Consider the following 13,486-nt stretch of genomic DNA (forward strand, 5'->3'; position numbering starts at 1 on the left):
GAACGAATGAACCTGCTCGACGGCGTCAAGATCCTCAGCTTCAATCATTACCTCGCGGGCCCGCTCGCGGCGCAGACGCTGGCCGATCTCGGCGCCGACGTCATCGCGGTCGAGCCGATCGAGGGCGCGTTTCAGCGCAACTGGGCGGTCGCTAACCATTTCGTCGGCGGCGACAGCGTCAATCATCTGGCGACCGGGCGCAACAAGCGCAGCATCGCGGTCGATCTCAAGCATCCCGACGGCATTGCCGTGGTGAAGAAGCTGGTCGCGACGTCCGATGTCGTGATGGAGAATTTTCGGCCGGGCACCATGGCCAAGCTCGGCCTCGGCTACGACACACTCAAGACGATCAACCCCGGTCTGATCTATGCGGCCGCAACCGGCTTCGGATCGGAAGGGCCGTACAAGGATCGTCCGGGGCAGGATCTGCTGCTTCAGGCGATGTCGGGCCTTGCGATGCGGACCGGGCGCGCGGACGGCGAGCCGACGGCGGTCGGTGCCGTCATCGTCGATCAACACGCGGCCTCGCTCTATGCGATGAGCATCCTCGCCGCGCTATTCGCTCGGACGAAGACCGGGAAGGGGAGGCTCGTCGAGGTCAATCTCTATCAGGCCGCCCTCGATCTCCAGGTCGAGCCGTTGACGGCGTGGCTGAATGGCGCGCCCTCGCCGACATCGCGCGGTCCGGCCGGCATTGCCGCGTGGTTCAGCCCCGGGCCTTACGGCATTCACGCCACCGCCGACAGTCATCTAGCGATTTCCATGGCGTCGCCGAAGGCGCTTGCGGTGGCGCTCGGAAGCGACGATCTCAAGCAGTTCGGTGAAGCCGACAGCTTTTCAAAGCGCGAGGGGATCACGCGGATCGTCGCTGCGCGCCTGAAGCAGAAATCGACGGCCGATTGGCTGCCTTCGCTCGAGGCGGCGCGCATCTGGCACGCCCCAGTCAATGACTATCGCGATCTCGAATCGGATCCCCAGCTCAGCCATCTCGGCGTGTTCAAGACCGCCGAGAGTGCAGGTGGCGTTCCGATCCGCATGGTCGCGCATCCTGCGCGCTATGATGGCCAGACGCCGGAGGTGAGGCTGGTGCCGCAGCGGCTCGGTGCCCAGACCCGCGAGGTACTCGGCGAGATGGGTTACGGCGCCGCCGACATTGACGCCATGATCGCCGGCAAGGCCGTGGGAGTGGCGCGATGATCGATTTTTCGCTGCCTGAGGATACGCGCCTCCTGGTCGACACCGTCCGCCGCTTCGTTGAGACGGAGGTGCAGCCGCTTGAGGACGAGGTGGAGCGGACGGCCACTGTACCGGCCGACACGCTGGCGGTGACCAAGGCCAAGGCGCAGAAGCTTGGCCTTTACGCGATGAACATGCCGGCGGATGTCGGTGGCGGCGGGCTGTCCTGCGTCGAGCATTGCCTCGTCGAGGAAGAATTCGGCAAGACGTCGGATGCCTTGATCCGCCGCGTGTTCGGCCAGGTCTATCCGATGCTGATGGCCTGCAAGGGCGATCAGGTCGAGCGTTACCTGCTGCCGACTGTGAAGGGCGACAAGATCTGCGCCATGGCGATCACCGAGCCGGGCGCAGGCTCCGACGCCGCATCAATCAGTACGACGGCGCATCGCGACGGCGACCAGTGGGTCCTCAACGGCACCAAGCATTTCATCAGCGACGGCGATATCGCTGACTACATCATCCTGATGGCGCTGACCGACAAGGACAAGCGGGCACGCGGCGGCATCACGCTGTTCCTGGTCGATCGCGGCACGCCCGGCTTCAAGGTCGCGCGCACCCAACCGATGATGGGCCATCGCGGCTATGGCCATGCCGAGCTGAGCTTTGAGGACTGCCGCATCCCTAAGGCGGCCGTTCTCGGCGAGGTCGGCGGCGGCTTCAAGCTGATCATGCAGAGCGTGCTCCAGATCCGCTTGGCCCATATCGGCGCGCGCGCCGTCGGCATGGCACAGCGGGCGCTCGAAATGATGCGCAAGCATGCCGGCGAGCGCCGCCAGTTCGGTCAGTTCATCGGCGACTTCCAGATGGTGCAGAAGCTGATCGCCGATTCCGCCACCGAAATCTTCGGCGTCAAGATGATGGTGATGAACGCCGCCTGGGACATCGATCAGGGCAAGGATGCGCGCGACAAGGTCTCGATGATCAAGGTTGCGGCGTCCGAGATGCAGGGCCGCGTCGTCGACCGCGCCATCCAGGTGTTCGGCGGCATGGGCTTCAGCAAGGACCTGCCGCTGGAGCGCATGTATCGCGACGCCCGCGTCACCCGCATCTATGACGGCACCTCCGAAATTCACCGTATGCTGGTCGCGCGCAGCACCATCAAGAACGGCTTGCAGCTCTAAGGAAGCGATCGATGTCCCACGCACCTCTCAAGCTCGGCGCAGCCTTCGCATTCCGCAAGACCATGACGGTCGCCGAGCAGGCGATGTTCACCGGCATCAGCGGCAATCTCGGCGGTCTCTATGTCGACGCCGTCCGCGCCAAAAAGGTGGGCGCCTCCAACATGGTCGCTTTCGAGCTTGCGGTCGGCGGTCTCGCCACCACCTGCCTCAGCCAGCTTGGCGGTCCGTCGCGGCGGATCGGCAGCATCGCGCTGAATTTTGCCGCGCCCGTGATCGTCGGCGAGTCCGTTGAGGCCAAGGCCGAGATCGTCTCGGTTGCCGGCGATGACGCGATCTGCCGGGTCACCTGCACGCTGTCGCCCTCGGGCGCGACCGTGGTGGACGGCACCGCGACGCTGGTTCCTTTTGCCAAGGCCTGAGCCATGTACGATCCAAAATCGTTCGACGATCTCAAGGTGAATGACAGGGTCAGCCTGAGCAAGACCATCACCGAGGCGGACGGCGCGCTCTACATCGCCGCCACCGGCGATTTCGGTCCCGTCCATGTCGACGAGGTCTATGCGGGTGCCACGCGCTTCGGCCGAAGGCTCGCGCCGGGGATCATGGTTGCGGGCCTCTGCACCAGTATCCTCACCAGCGAGCTGGTCGGCACCATCGGCGTGTCGGTGGAGGACCGGTTCTGGTTCACCGGCCCGGTGTTCTACGGCGACACGCTCACCTTCGACGTCTGGATCGCCGAGCAGCATGACGAGACCCGCACCATCATCTGGGAGGCGAGCGCCCGCAACGAGGGCGGCCTCGAAGTGCTGAAGGCGCGGGCGAGCCTGAAATTTCCGCGGCGAAAACCGTCATGAGCAAGGCGATGAAGAAACCGGATTTGCGCGGCGTCACGGTCGCGACCGTGCTGCCCTTTAGGGACGACAGCTCGATCGACTGGGACGGCTATGCCCGCCTGCTCGACTATTGCGCCTGTCCGGACGGGATCGCGGCAGTGTTCGTCAACGGCCATGCCGGCGAGGGCGGATCGCTTTCGGATGACGAACGTCAGGCCGTGATCGAGCGGACGCGCAAGCAGATCGGCGGCAAGCCGTTGCTGGCTGGCATCATCGCGCACTCGACGGCGGAGGCGATCCACCAGGCGCAGCTCGCGGAATCTGCGGGTGCCGATTGCGCCGTGTTGTTTCCGCCGGCACCGCTCGGTGGCGGTGCGTCGGCGACCTCGCGCGCGCCGCTGGCCTTCGCGCAGGCGGTGAGCTCCGCCATCGGTATTCCGGTCTCGATCTTTCAGTATCCGCTGGCATCCGGTTTCGGCTATTCGCCGGAGACGCTGGCGAAGATCGCAGCCCTCGACAGCGTCATTGCCATCAAGGAAGGCAGCGATACCATGCTGGCCTATGACGAGAACCGTCGGGCCGTGAAGCAGGCCGATCCGTCCGTCGCAATCCTGCCGTCGAACTTCAACTGGTTCCTGCCGCAGCTCGCCGTCGGCGGCGACGGCATTCTCTCGGGTCTTGTCAGCCTCGCACCGCATCTGTTCGCAGAACTGTGGCAGGCCTCGCTCGCCGATGATCTCAAGGCGATGCGCGCGGTCAACGAGCGGCTCTATCCGATCGTGCGTTCGATCTATGGGCCGGCGCCGATCATGGACATGCACACACGCATGAAGGCCGGGCTCAAGGCGCTCGGCCTGATCCGCAATGCCGATCCGCGGCCGCCGCTGCTGCCGGTGCTGCCTGCGCTGTGCGACGGCATCGCGACGACGGTCGGCGCGGCACGTGCGGCCGGCAATATTCGCGTGGCATGAGGAGCGAGCCCATGCCGGACGAGGCCTTCATCCACATCGTGCGGGTCGACATCGATCCCGAGCACGAAGCCGCGTTCAATACCTGGTACGAGCAGAAGCATCTTCCGGATCTGCTCGCCTGTCCCGGCTGGCTCTCTGCAAAGCGCTTCGTCTCCGTCGGCGAGGGGCCGAAATACGCGGCCATGTACGAGGTCGCGGGACGCTGGGCGTTCGAGACGCCGGAGTTTCTGAGGGTGAAGGGATTCGGCCCGTTCGAATCCCTGGTGAAGAATTTCATGCGCATCCAGCTCAAGCCGATGTCGGGACCGGCTTGAAGCGGGGCAAAGACGATGCTGCCTGCCGTGTCGCGAGATCCGGCAGACTGCATCCAAGAAACGTCGAGGGAGAATCCCGGGCGAGGGACTGCATCGGTCATTGGCGTCTTACTGGAGGTATTACATGGTCTCGACACTGCTTCGCTTGGGTGCGGCCGCCGCACTCCTTCTCGCATCCGCGTCCGCGCATGCCGCCTGCACGCCCGCGATTGCCGACGGCGATCTGATCGCGCCCGGAAAATTGCAACTCTCGATCAACCCGACCAACCCACCGCAGCAATTCGTCGACAAAGACGGCCAGTTGCAGGGTCTCAACGTGGAACTCGCCGCCGAGCTCGGCAAGCGGTTGTGTCTTCCGGTCGAGCTTATCCGGATGGATTTTCCGGCCATGATTCCTGCCTTAGGCGCAGCGCGCATCGACGGCGTAAATACAGGCATGTTCTGGACCGAGGAACGCTCGAAGCTGATGTACATGGTGCCGTACGCCATTCAGGCGATCTCGGTCGTGGTTGCGCCCGATAGCGGCACAAAAATTGCTACCGAAAGCGATCTGATCGGAAAATCATCCGCGGTCGAGGTCAGCAGCTATCAGATGAATTGGCTCAAGAAGCTCAGCGATACGAGCGTGGCGAAGGGCGGCGCAGCCGTCGAGATGCGGACATTCCCGACCGCGACCAATGTCGTCAGCGCGCTGCTCGCGGGGCAGGTTGACAACGCGCTGCTGGTCGACAGCGTGGCGCGCGATCTCGTCGGTCGTGGTCGCGTGAAAGAGGTTCTGAGCGGCCTCGGCACGGCCAGGACGACGCTCGGTTTCCGCAACAAGACGGTGGCCGATACCGTCGTCAAGGCGCTCAACACGATGCGTGCCGACGGCTTCTATCAGGCGCTGTTCGACAAGTTCGGCCTGACCGCCATGCCAGCCGATCAGCCGCTTGCGATCGCCGGCCCAGGTCCGGCCTGATACCCACGGAGACGAGCCGATGAGCCATTTCAGTCCGACGGCCGCCGTCAATTACTTCTTCAACTACTTTTTGATGAAAGGAGTGCTCGTCACCATCGGCTTGACGGTGGCGGCGGTCGTGGGTGGATTGATCCTGGGCATGGGCATCGCGTTGTTGCGCATGTCGTCCAATCCCGTGCTCTCGGGCGCCGCGCGCCTCTACATCTGGTTCTTCCGCGGCACGCCGCTGCTGATCCAGCTGGTGGTAATCTACAGCGGCCTGCCGCAGCTGGGGATCAAGTTCAGCGTTATCACCTGCGCTCTGGTCGGCCTGATCCTCAACGAGGCCGCCTATCTCGCCGAGATAGTGCGCAGTGGCTTCATGGCGGTGTCGGCGGGCCAGCGAGAGGCCGCCTGGGCGCTCAGCCTCTCGCCTTGGGTGACGTTCCGCCGCGTGACCCTGCCGCAAGCATTCCGACTGATGATTCCGCCGCTCGGCAACTCCATCAACTCCCTGCTGAAGGCGACTTCGCTGGCATCAGTGATCTCGGTGGAGGAACTCATGCGCCGCAGCGACATGCTAATGCAGGAGCACTTCCAGATTCTTGAAGTCTATGCTGCTGCGACGGCGTATTACCTGATCCTCACCTCGGTCTGGGATGCGATCCAGCGCCGGCTGGAGAAGCATTTCGGTCGGTCGAGCGCTGCGAAATCCAGGCGGGTCGTGGCAAGGGCGCCGGTTGTGCAAGCAAGCGTGGAGGCCCGCGCATGAGCGAGATGTCGATGAATACGGCTGGCGGTGTCGAAGGCGCAACGGCGCAACCGCAATTGCGCGAGGTGCCTGCGGTTCGCATGGAGGCCGTCTACAAGCACTATGGCGACTTTACCGCGCTGAACGAGGTCGACCTCAAGGTCGCCAAGGGTGAGAAGATCGTGGTCTGCGGTCCCTCCGGCTCGGGCAAGTCGACGCTCATTCGCTGCATCAACCACATCGAGAAGCACGACGAAGGCCTGATCTACGTCAACGGCATCGAGCTCGACAATCAGCGCAAGAACATCGATGCGGTCAGGCGCGACACCGGCATGGTGTTCCAGAGCTTTAATCTGTTTCCGCACATGACGGTGCTCGAGAACTGCACCCTGGCGCCGATGACCGCGAACGGCATGAGCGAGGCGGAGGCAAAGGACCTCGCCATGCATTTCCTCACCAAGGTCCGGATTCCCGACCAGGCCGAGAAATTCCCGGGCCAGCTCTCGGGTGGCCAGCAGCAGCGCGTCGCCATCGCACGCGCGCTGTGCATGCGGCCGAAGATCATGCTGTTCGACGAACCGACCTCCGCGCTCGACCCTGAGATGGTCAAGGAAGTGCTTGAGACCATGAAGAAGCTCGCGGAAGAGGGCATCACCATGCTGTGCGTGACCCACGAGATGGGCTTTGCCCGCGAGGTCGCCGACCGCATCGTCTTCATGAATGAAGGAAAGGTCGTCGAGCAGGCCGCGCCGCAAGAGTTCTTCAGCAATCCGAAGTCCGAGCGGGCTCGGACCTTCCTCGACCAGATCATTCACTAGCCGATGTCGGCGGGGACGCGGACATTTGGCGATCGCCTGCGCGGCATTCATGCTGCCACGATCGTGCCGATGACGCCCGATTATGGGATCGATGAGGCGCAGTTGGCGGCGCATCTCGCTTCGGTCACGTCCACGCCGGGCATCGATGGGCTGTTGGTAAACGGCCACGCCGGCGAGAATTTCGTGCTGTCGCTGGCCGAGAAACGGCGCGTCGTGGAACTGGCGCGAGAGCACGCTCCGAAGGGGTGCCTGATCGTCTCCGGGGTCAACCATGAATCCAGCCTGGAGGCCGCGCGCGAGGCGACTGCGTTGGAGCAGGCCGGTGCGGATGGGCTTCTGGTGTTTCCGCCCAACAGCTGGGCGCTCGGACACGCCGACGACTGTGTCATCGAACATCACCGCCATATCAGAGATGCCACGACTGTGCCGCTGATGCTCTACGCCGCACCGGTTGGTGCAGGTGCGATGGCCTATTCACCGCCGCTGCTGGAACGGCTGGTCGCAGATCTTCGCTTCGTGGCGATCAAGGAAGGCAGCTGGGAGGTCGCGACATACGAGCAGAATCTGCGGTTGATCGGCAAGCTGCGGCCGGAGTTCGTCGTGCTCGGCTCCGGCGATGAGCACCTGCTGACGAGCTATCTCGTCGGCTCGGCCGGCAGCCAGGTTAGCCTCGCCTGCGTGGTTCCGGAGCTTGTCGTCAGCCTCTTGAGTGCTGCTGAAGCCGGCGACTGGGAGCAGGCGCGGGCCGCGCACGAGAAGCTCTATCCGCTGGCCGTCGCAATCTACCGCGATGCGCCGGGAGGACGCGCGACGGTGCGGCTCAAGGCTTGTCTGAAATTGCTCGGACGTCTCGCAAGCGATGCGACGCGGCCGCCGCAACCGCCGGCAACGCCAAACGAGCGACTCGCGCTCGAGCAGGCGCTGCGGATCGCCGGCGCTCTCTAAGCCGCAAAGAACGGGTTCGCCGGTCGCGCGAGGCCGAGGTGATCGCGCAACATTGTTCCCTCATAGTCCGCACGGAACAGCCCGCGCTCCTGCAGGATCGGCACGACGAGCTGGACGAAATCCTCGAAACCCTCGTGGAAATATGGCCGCGTGACGTTAAGACGTCGGCGGCGTGCTCTTCGAGCCAGAGCTGGAGCGTGTCGGCGATGCGTTCGGCCGAGCCGCACAACACCCAATGGCCGCGGGCGGCAGCGGTGAGATTGCAGAGATCGCGCAAAGCTATGTTCTCGCGGCGTCCCTTGGCGATCATGACGCTGGCAAAACTGTGATAGCTGCCCGATGGGGCGATATCAGGGACCGGCCAGTCGAGATCGTAGGCTGACATGCCCAATTTGCCGGAGCGAATAAGCGGCTTTCGCCGCGTTTGGATCGGCCGCCGAGGTGTCGAAATCCGCTTCGTTGCAAATCGACACTGCCCTTCGGATCGTTGTTCCACCATGATGGCGTCAATGCGCAGCAAGTGGTTATGGACGGCAGGCGATTATGTGCACGTTCGGCGGCTATACTATCTCGCTGAAATAGTATAACGGGGGCCAGTGCATAGAGGATGTTATAACCAATTGGAATCGCAAGACTATCGCTTTTCTGTGGCACCCATGATGGATTGGACCGACCGGCACTGCCGGGTATTCCACCGTCATCTGACGCGGCGGGCGCTGCTTTATACGGAGATGCTGACGACCGGCGCCGTCATCCATGGTGACCGGGCGCGGTTGCTTGGCTTCGACGCGAGCGAGCATCCGGTGGCGCTCCAGCTTGGCGGCTCGGATCCGCGCGAGCTTGCGCTGGCGGCGCAGATCGGCGCCGATTTCGGCTATGACGAGATCAACCTCAATGTCGGCTGCCCGTCCGACCGGGTAAAGGACGGCCGCTTCGGCGCGTGCCTGATGGCCGAGCCCGAGCTGGTGGCCTCGTGCGTGGAGGCGATGAAACGCGCCGTGGGTGTGCCCGTGACGGTGAAGTGCCGCATCGGCATCGACGACCAGGATCCGGAAGTTGCGCTTGATCGGCTGGCGCGCGCGGTGGTCGCGGCGGGCTCTGATGCGCTGATCGTGCATGCCCGAAAAGCCTGGCTCAACGGCCTGTCGCCGAAAGAGAACCGCGACATTCCGCCGCTCGACTACGATCGCGTCTATCGTCTCAAGCGGGCGTTGCCCAACGTGCCTATTATCATCAACGGCGGCATCCCCGGCATCGACGAGGCGAAGGCCCATCTCGCCCACGTCGATGGCGTGATGCTGGGGCGCGCCGCCTATCACGATCCGTGGCGGCTGCTCGCGGTCGATCCGGAATTCTTCGGTGAGGCTGCACCGCATGCAACGATGCAGGCCGCGCTCGAGGCCATGATGCCCTACATTGCCGAGCAACTTGCGCGCGGCACGCGGCTGCACGCGATCACCAGGCATTTCGTCGGTGCGTTCCATGCCGTGCCGGGCGCACGTGCCTTCCGCCGCCATCTTGCAGAGCATGGCGTGAGGCCGGGCGCCGGGCTCGATGTTCTTCGCGATGCGATCGCGCGCGTTAGTGATCGCGCGGTGGCGCAAGCCGCGGAATAGCGACACCCTCTGAATGTTGAAAGCGAAGAGCCGGATCGGCGATCCGGCTTTTCGTCGTTCGGCGGGTCAGCATACTCGCGATCTTTCGGTGGACCCGAACAACCATGTCGCTCATGTTCAGGGGTAGCCGTGCAGCATCAGGCGGTCGGCGCGGACTTCCCAGCGCTCGAGGCGGTCGAGGAAAGTCATGCCGAGCAGGTTGGTCTTCATCGTGCCGTGCGGCACCACCAGTGCCGGCACCGATCGCTCGACGAGCTTGCCGATCGCGAGCCGGTCCAGCGTCAGGCGCGCCGCCTTGGTGCGGCCGCCGGCAGTTTCGACGTCGACGTCATAATCGAGCAGTTCCAGCGGGAGTCCCGCTGCCTTCGCCGTCTCATAAGTCAGCACGACGGAGGTCGCACCGGTGTCGACCACCATGGGCGCGGGCACGCCGTTGATCCGCGCCTGCAGCGCGAATTCGCCGCCGCGGCCACGCTGCACCTCCACGGCGCGCGTCTTCAGGCGGGTGCGATGGCGCAAGAGATCGGAGACGGTATCGCTGGCGCGAGCGACCTGCTCGGGGTCCCGGTAGGCGACCACGGCGCCCGCGGTCGCGGTCAATAGTAACAGCACCAGGAAGAGGCGGCTCATCGCGCGCCCCCGTTGACAAGCATCAGGCGGGTTTCGGTGCCGTATTGAACGGCGATAGCCCTGCATCGGCCATGCGTGCGGGAAGCTGCGCCATGAGGGCGAGCCGTTCCGCTCGCTCCATGGCGTGCCAGCGCGCGATTTCCGGCAGCGTGCGGCCGCAGCCGAAGCACAGCTTTGTCTTGGGGTCGATCATGCAGACGGCGACGCACGGCGTGTCTTTGCTCATTCCCGCAGTGTGAAGGATCGCTGGGCAGTTCTGCAAGCATCTCTTACGAACCCGTGCCTGCGCTCATGATCGGCTTGTGGCGCGGCCGGCGTTTTTCGTCCGTGACACCGGAACCGTCGGGCTGGAGCGGCGGAGCTTCTTCCGTCATCGGCGCAAGCGCGCTCATCACGCGCTCCGGCGGGAAGGTGACGATCACCTCGGTGCCGATGCGCAGCTTCGATTTCAGCGTGAACGTGCCGCCGTGCAGATCGATGAGGTTCTTGGCGATGGGAAGGCCAAGGCCTGCGCCCTGTTCGGCCGATTTGATCGAGTTCGAGCCCTGGCCGAAGGAGGCGAGCACGACCGGGATTTCGTCTTCGGGAATGCCCGAGCCGGTGTCCTTCACCGAGAGGTATTGCCCGCCCGAAGCGGTCCAGCCGACCTTCAGCCAGATCTCGCCGCCCTGCGGGGTGAACTTGATGGAGTTGGACACCAAATTGAGCACGACCTGGCGGATCGCACGCTCGTCGGCCCACAGCCGCGGCATCGCCTGCTCGTAGACCTCGTGAATGGTGATGCCGCGGCTCGAGGCGCGCAGCTTCATCAGATGATGGCAGTCGGCGACGATGCCCACCAGCGATACTGCTTCCTCGTTCAGCTCGTAGCGGCCGGCCTCGATCCGGGACAGGTCGAGGATCTCGTTGATGAGATTCAGCAGATGTACGCCGGAATTATGGATGTCGGCGGAATATTCCTTGTAGACGGCGACCTGATGCGCGCCAAAGATCTCGCTCTTCATCACCTCGGAGAAACCGAGGATCGCGTTCAGCGGCGTGCGCAGCTCGTGGCTCATCTGCGCGAGGAAACGCGATTTTGCGACGTTGGCGGATTCGGCGCGGTGCCGCGCCTCGTCCGAGATCGCCTTGGCCTGTTCCAGTTCGCCGATCAGCGCGTCCTTCTCCGCGCGCGCCTCCAGCGTTGCGAAGGTCGAGGAGTGCAGCCGGTGCGCCAGGAGCACGAAATAGCCTTCGGCGGCGAGCGACAGCGCCGCCAGGATGTAATTGTCAAGCGAGCCGCTCATCGCAAAGCTCAGCGCCATCGCGACTGCAACCGGCGCGGTGGCCGCAAGCGCCGCGATCGGCAGATTGGCCGCCAGCATGCTCGATACTGCGATCACCAGCAGCATCAGGAACACCATCAGCGTTTCCGTGACGACGTCGAGCACGGGATGGATCAGGATCGCCATCCAGCACAGGCCGTAGAGCAGGTCGAGCACGACGAATCGCGTGCGCCATCTGCGCGTGACGGCGGGCAAGGCCGGCTCCGCGAGATAGCGGCGGCAGCTCCGGATCATGGCGGCGTGGATGCAGAGCATGCCGACCGTCCAGAGCGCCGCCGGAACCGGCTGCATCCAGAGCCCGAACAGCAGGCCGGTCGCGACCACCAGCAGCATCACGACGTAGGATGCCGACAGGCGCGTCTGCGCATATTGGCGCAGCATTTCGTTGTCGAAGGCGGGCCGTGTTCCGCTGGTCGACGTTAACTTGTCGCGCGCCTCGCGCACCCGCTGCGCCGCAGCCCGGCGATGGCTCGCCGATGGCACGCTCGCCGGCTCGGCCGGAAGCTGCACGACCTCGGGCTTTTCAGCGGGGTTACTCATCAAGCAACACGAATTCCTGCCCACGCCGACGCGGGCCTTCTGCATTCTCTATCTCTGGCAATAAATCCTTAAGAGCTGACTTAAGGAGCTAAAGAATTACGTTAACGGGAAGTTAATTCGATCGATCGAACTGCGGCGAGTTGCCGGCTCAATGCATCGCCGCATGCTGCGCGATATAGACCACGGCCCCGGCCAGATAACCGGCGAGCGCCGGTCCTGCGATGCGGCGGGCATACCAGAAGAACTCGATCTTCTCGAGCCCCATGGCGGCGACGCCCGCGGCCGAGCCGATGATCAGGATCGAGCCGCCGGTGCCGGCGCAATAGGCGATGAACTCCCAGATGAAGCTGTCGGGTGGGTAGTGCGCGAGGTCGTACATGCCCATGGTTGCGGCGACGAGCGGCACGTTGTCGATGATGGCGCTGAGCAGGCCGAGCAGGATGACGATGATGTCCTGCCGGCCGATGGTCGTATCCAGCCATCGCGCGAGCGTCGCCAGCAGGCCGGCATGTTCGAGGCAGGCGACCGCGAGCAGGATGCCGACGAAGAACACGATCGAGCTCATGTCGATCCGGGTCAGCGCATGCGCCAGGGTGAGGGGACGGCGCACGTGCTCGTCCTTGTGGCGGTGGATAATCTCGCCGACCAGCCAGACGATACCGAGTCCGAGCAGAACACCCATGAAGGGTGGCAGATGCGTGAGCGTCTTGAAGGCGGGCACAGCGATCAGCACGCCAAGCCCAAGGAGGAACATCAGGTTGCGCTCGAACAGCTCGATCCCTTGCAGCCGGTCCTCCTTCGGCGGCGGCGCAATCGTTTTGCCCCTCAGCGAAAAGCTGATGAACGCGAGCGGCACGAGCAGATTGACGATCGAGGCCGGAAACACCGCGCCCATGATGTTCATTGGCGAGATCTCTCCGCCGATCCAGAGCATGGTCGTGGTTACGTCGCCGATCACGGTCCACGCACCGCCCGCATTCGCGGCGATCACGATGAGGGAGGCGAAGAGCAGGCGGTCATCGCGCCTGGAGATCAGTCTCTGGATCAGCGAGACCATGACGATGGTGGTCGTCAGATTGTCCAGGACCGCGCTCAGGAAGAACGCCACGAATCCGACCAGCCACATGAGTTGAACCTGGCTCGTGGTGTGGATTCGCGAGGTGATGACCTCGAAGCCGTCATGGGCGTCGATTACCTCGACGATCGTCATGGCGCCGATCAGGAAGAACACGATCTGCGCCGTCGCGGCGACGGATTCGTCGAGTTGATGACCGACCAGGGTGTGGTCGCCGCCCCTGACCGCGTACACCGTCCAGAGCAGAACCGCGCCGATCAGCGCGGTCGCGCTCTTGTTGATGCCGAGCGGATGTTCGAGCGCGATCGCCACGTAGGCAACGACGAAGATGGCGGCGATCGCGATCAGCAAGACAGGTCCAGGATTATGCG

The 13,486-nt window shown here is 64.1% G+C and carries 16 protein-coding genes; 12 read left to right on the forward strand and 4 right to left on the reverse strand.

Going from position 1 to position 13,486, the window contains the following annotated elements:
* Positions 1–6: 6 nt before the first annotated feature.
* The 12 genes from QQL28_RS01825 (at position 7) to dusA (ending at position 9,545) form a co-directional block, all read left to right on the forward strand.
* Positions 7–1,197, forward strand: a complete 1,191-nt coding sequence (locus QQL28_RS01825) for a CaiB/BaiF CoA transferase family protein (protein ID WP_284260369.1) — start codon at positions 7–9, stop codon at positions 1,195–1,197.
* Positions 1,194–2,357, forward strand: coding sequence for an acyl-CoA dehydrogenase family protein (locus QQL28_RS01830; RefSeq protein ID WP_284260370.1), 1,164 nt, complete (start codon positions 1,194–1,196; stop codon positions 2,355–2,357). Before QQL28_RS01825 ends, QQL28_RS01830 begins: the two co-directional genes overlap by 4 nt.
* A gap of 11 nt (positions 2,358–2,368) precedes the next feature.
* Positions 2,369–2,776, forward strand: a complete 408-nt coding sequence (locus QQL28_RS01835) for a MaoC/PaaZ C-terminal domain-containing protein (RefSeq protein WP_284260371.1) — start codon at positions 2,369–2,371, stop codon at positions 2,774–2,776.
* Positions 2,777–2,779: 3 nt separating this feature from the next.
* Positions 2,780–3,211: a MaoC family dehydratase gene (locus QQL28_RS01840; protein ID WP_284260372.1), complete on the forward strand. Its 432-nt coding sequence runs from the start codon at positions 2,780–2,782 to the stop codon at positions 3,209–3,211.
* Entirely contained in the window at positions 3,208–4,161 is a 954-nt protein-coding gene (locus tag QQL28_RS01845; protein WP_284260373.1) for a dihydrodipicolinate synthase family protein, read from the forward strand. The genes QQL28_RS01840 and QQL28_RS01845 overlap by 4 nt, the downstream gene beginning before the upstream one ends.
* 11 nt (positions 4,162–4,172) lie before the next feature.
* On the forward strand, positions 4,173–4,475 hold the full coding sequence (locus tag QQL28_RS01850; protein WP_284260374.1) for a DUF4286 family protein: 303 nt from the start codon (positions 4,173–4,175) through the stop codon (positions 4,473–4,475).
* A gap of 124 nt (positions 4,476–4,599) precedes the next feature.
* The gene (locus QQL28_RS01855) at positions 4,600–5,436 is read left to right on the forward strand and encodes an ABC transporter substrate-binding protein (RefSeq protein WP_284260375.1); all 837 of its coding nucleotides are present in this window, start codon (positions 4,600–4,602) and stop codon (positions 5,434–5,436) included.
* A 19-nt stretch (positions 5,437–5,455) separates the two neighbouring features.
* Entirely contained in the window at positions 5,456–6,187 is a 732-nt protein-coding gene (locus QQL28_RS01860) for an amino acid ABC transporter permease (protein ID WP_284260555.1), read from the forward strand.
* Positions 6,184–6,984 (forward strand): amino acid ABC transporter ATP-binding protein, encoded by an 801-nt coding sequence (locus QQL28_RS01865; protein ID WP_284260376.1) that lies wholly within the window; start codon positions 6,184–6,186, stop codon positions 6,982–6,984. Before QQL28_RS01860 ends, QQL28_RS01865 begins: the two co-directional genes overlap by 4 nt.
* A gap of 3 nt (positions 6,985–6,987) precedes the next feature.
* Entirely contained in the window at positions 6,988–7,929 is a 942-nt protein-coding gene (locus QQL28_RS01870) for a dihydrodipicolinate synthase family protein (RefSeq protein WP_284260377.1), read from the forward strand.
* Positions 7,930–7,967: 38 nt separating this feature from the next.
* Positions 7,968–8,258 (forward strand): hypothetical protein, encoded by a 291-nt coding sequence (locus QQL28_RS01875; RefSeq protein ID WP_284260378.1) that lies wholly within the window; start codon positions 7,968–7,970, stop codon positions 8,256–8,258.
* Between the two features lie 291 nt (positions 8,259–8,549).
* Entirely contained in the window at positions 8,550–9,545 is a 996-nt protein-coding gene (gene dusA, locus QQL28_RS01880) for a tRNA dihydrouridine(20/20a) synthase DusA (RefSeq protein ID WP_284260379.1), read from the forward strand.
* 117 nt (positions 9,546–9,662) lie between these two features.
* Here the strand turns inward: dusA and QQL28_RS01885 are convergent, their stop codons facing one another.
* The 4 genes from QQL28_RS01885 to nhaD form a co-directional block, all read right to left on the reverse strand.
* Entirely contained in the window at positions 9,663–10,175 is a 513-nt protein-coding gene (locus tag QQL28_RS01885; RefSeq protein ID WP_284260380.1) for a TIGR02281 family clan AA aspartic protease, read from the reverse strand.
* Positions 10,176–10,197: 22 nt separating this feature from the next.
* On the reverse strand, positions 10,198–10,401 hold the full coding sequence (locus QQL28_RS01890) for a DUF1289 domain-containing protein (RefSeq protein ID WP_284260381.1): 204 nt from the start codon (positions 10,399–10,401) through the stop codon (positions 10,198–10,200).
* Between the two features lie 43 nt (positions 10,402–10,444).
* On the reverse strand, positions 10,445–12,040 hold the full coding sequence (locus QQL28_RS01895) for a sensor histidine kinase (protein ID WP_284260383.1): 1,596 nt from the start codon (positions 12,038–12,040) through the stop codon (positions 10,445–10,447).
* Between the two features lie 148 nt (positions 12,041–12,188).
* Positions 12,189–13,466 (reverse strand): sodium:proton antiporter NhaD, encoded by a 1,278-nt coding sequence (gene nhaD / locus QQL28_RS01900; RefSeq protein ID WP_284260385.1) that lies wholly within the window; start codon positions 13,464–13,466, stop codon positions 12,189–12,191.
* Positions 13,467–13,486: the final 20 nt, after the last annotated feature.

It is taken from the genome of Bradyrhizobium iriomotense, assembly GCF_030160715.1.
Lineage (GTDB): Bacteria > Pseudomonadota > Alphaproteobacteria > Rhizobiales > Xanthobacteraceae > Bradyrhizobium > Bradyrhizobium iriomotense.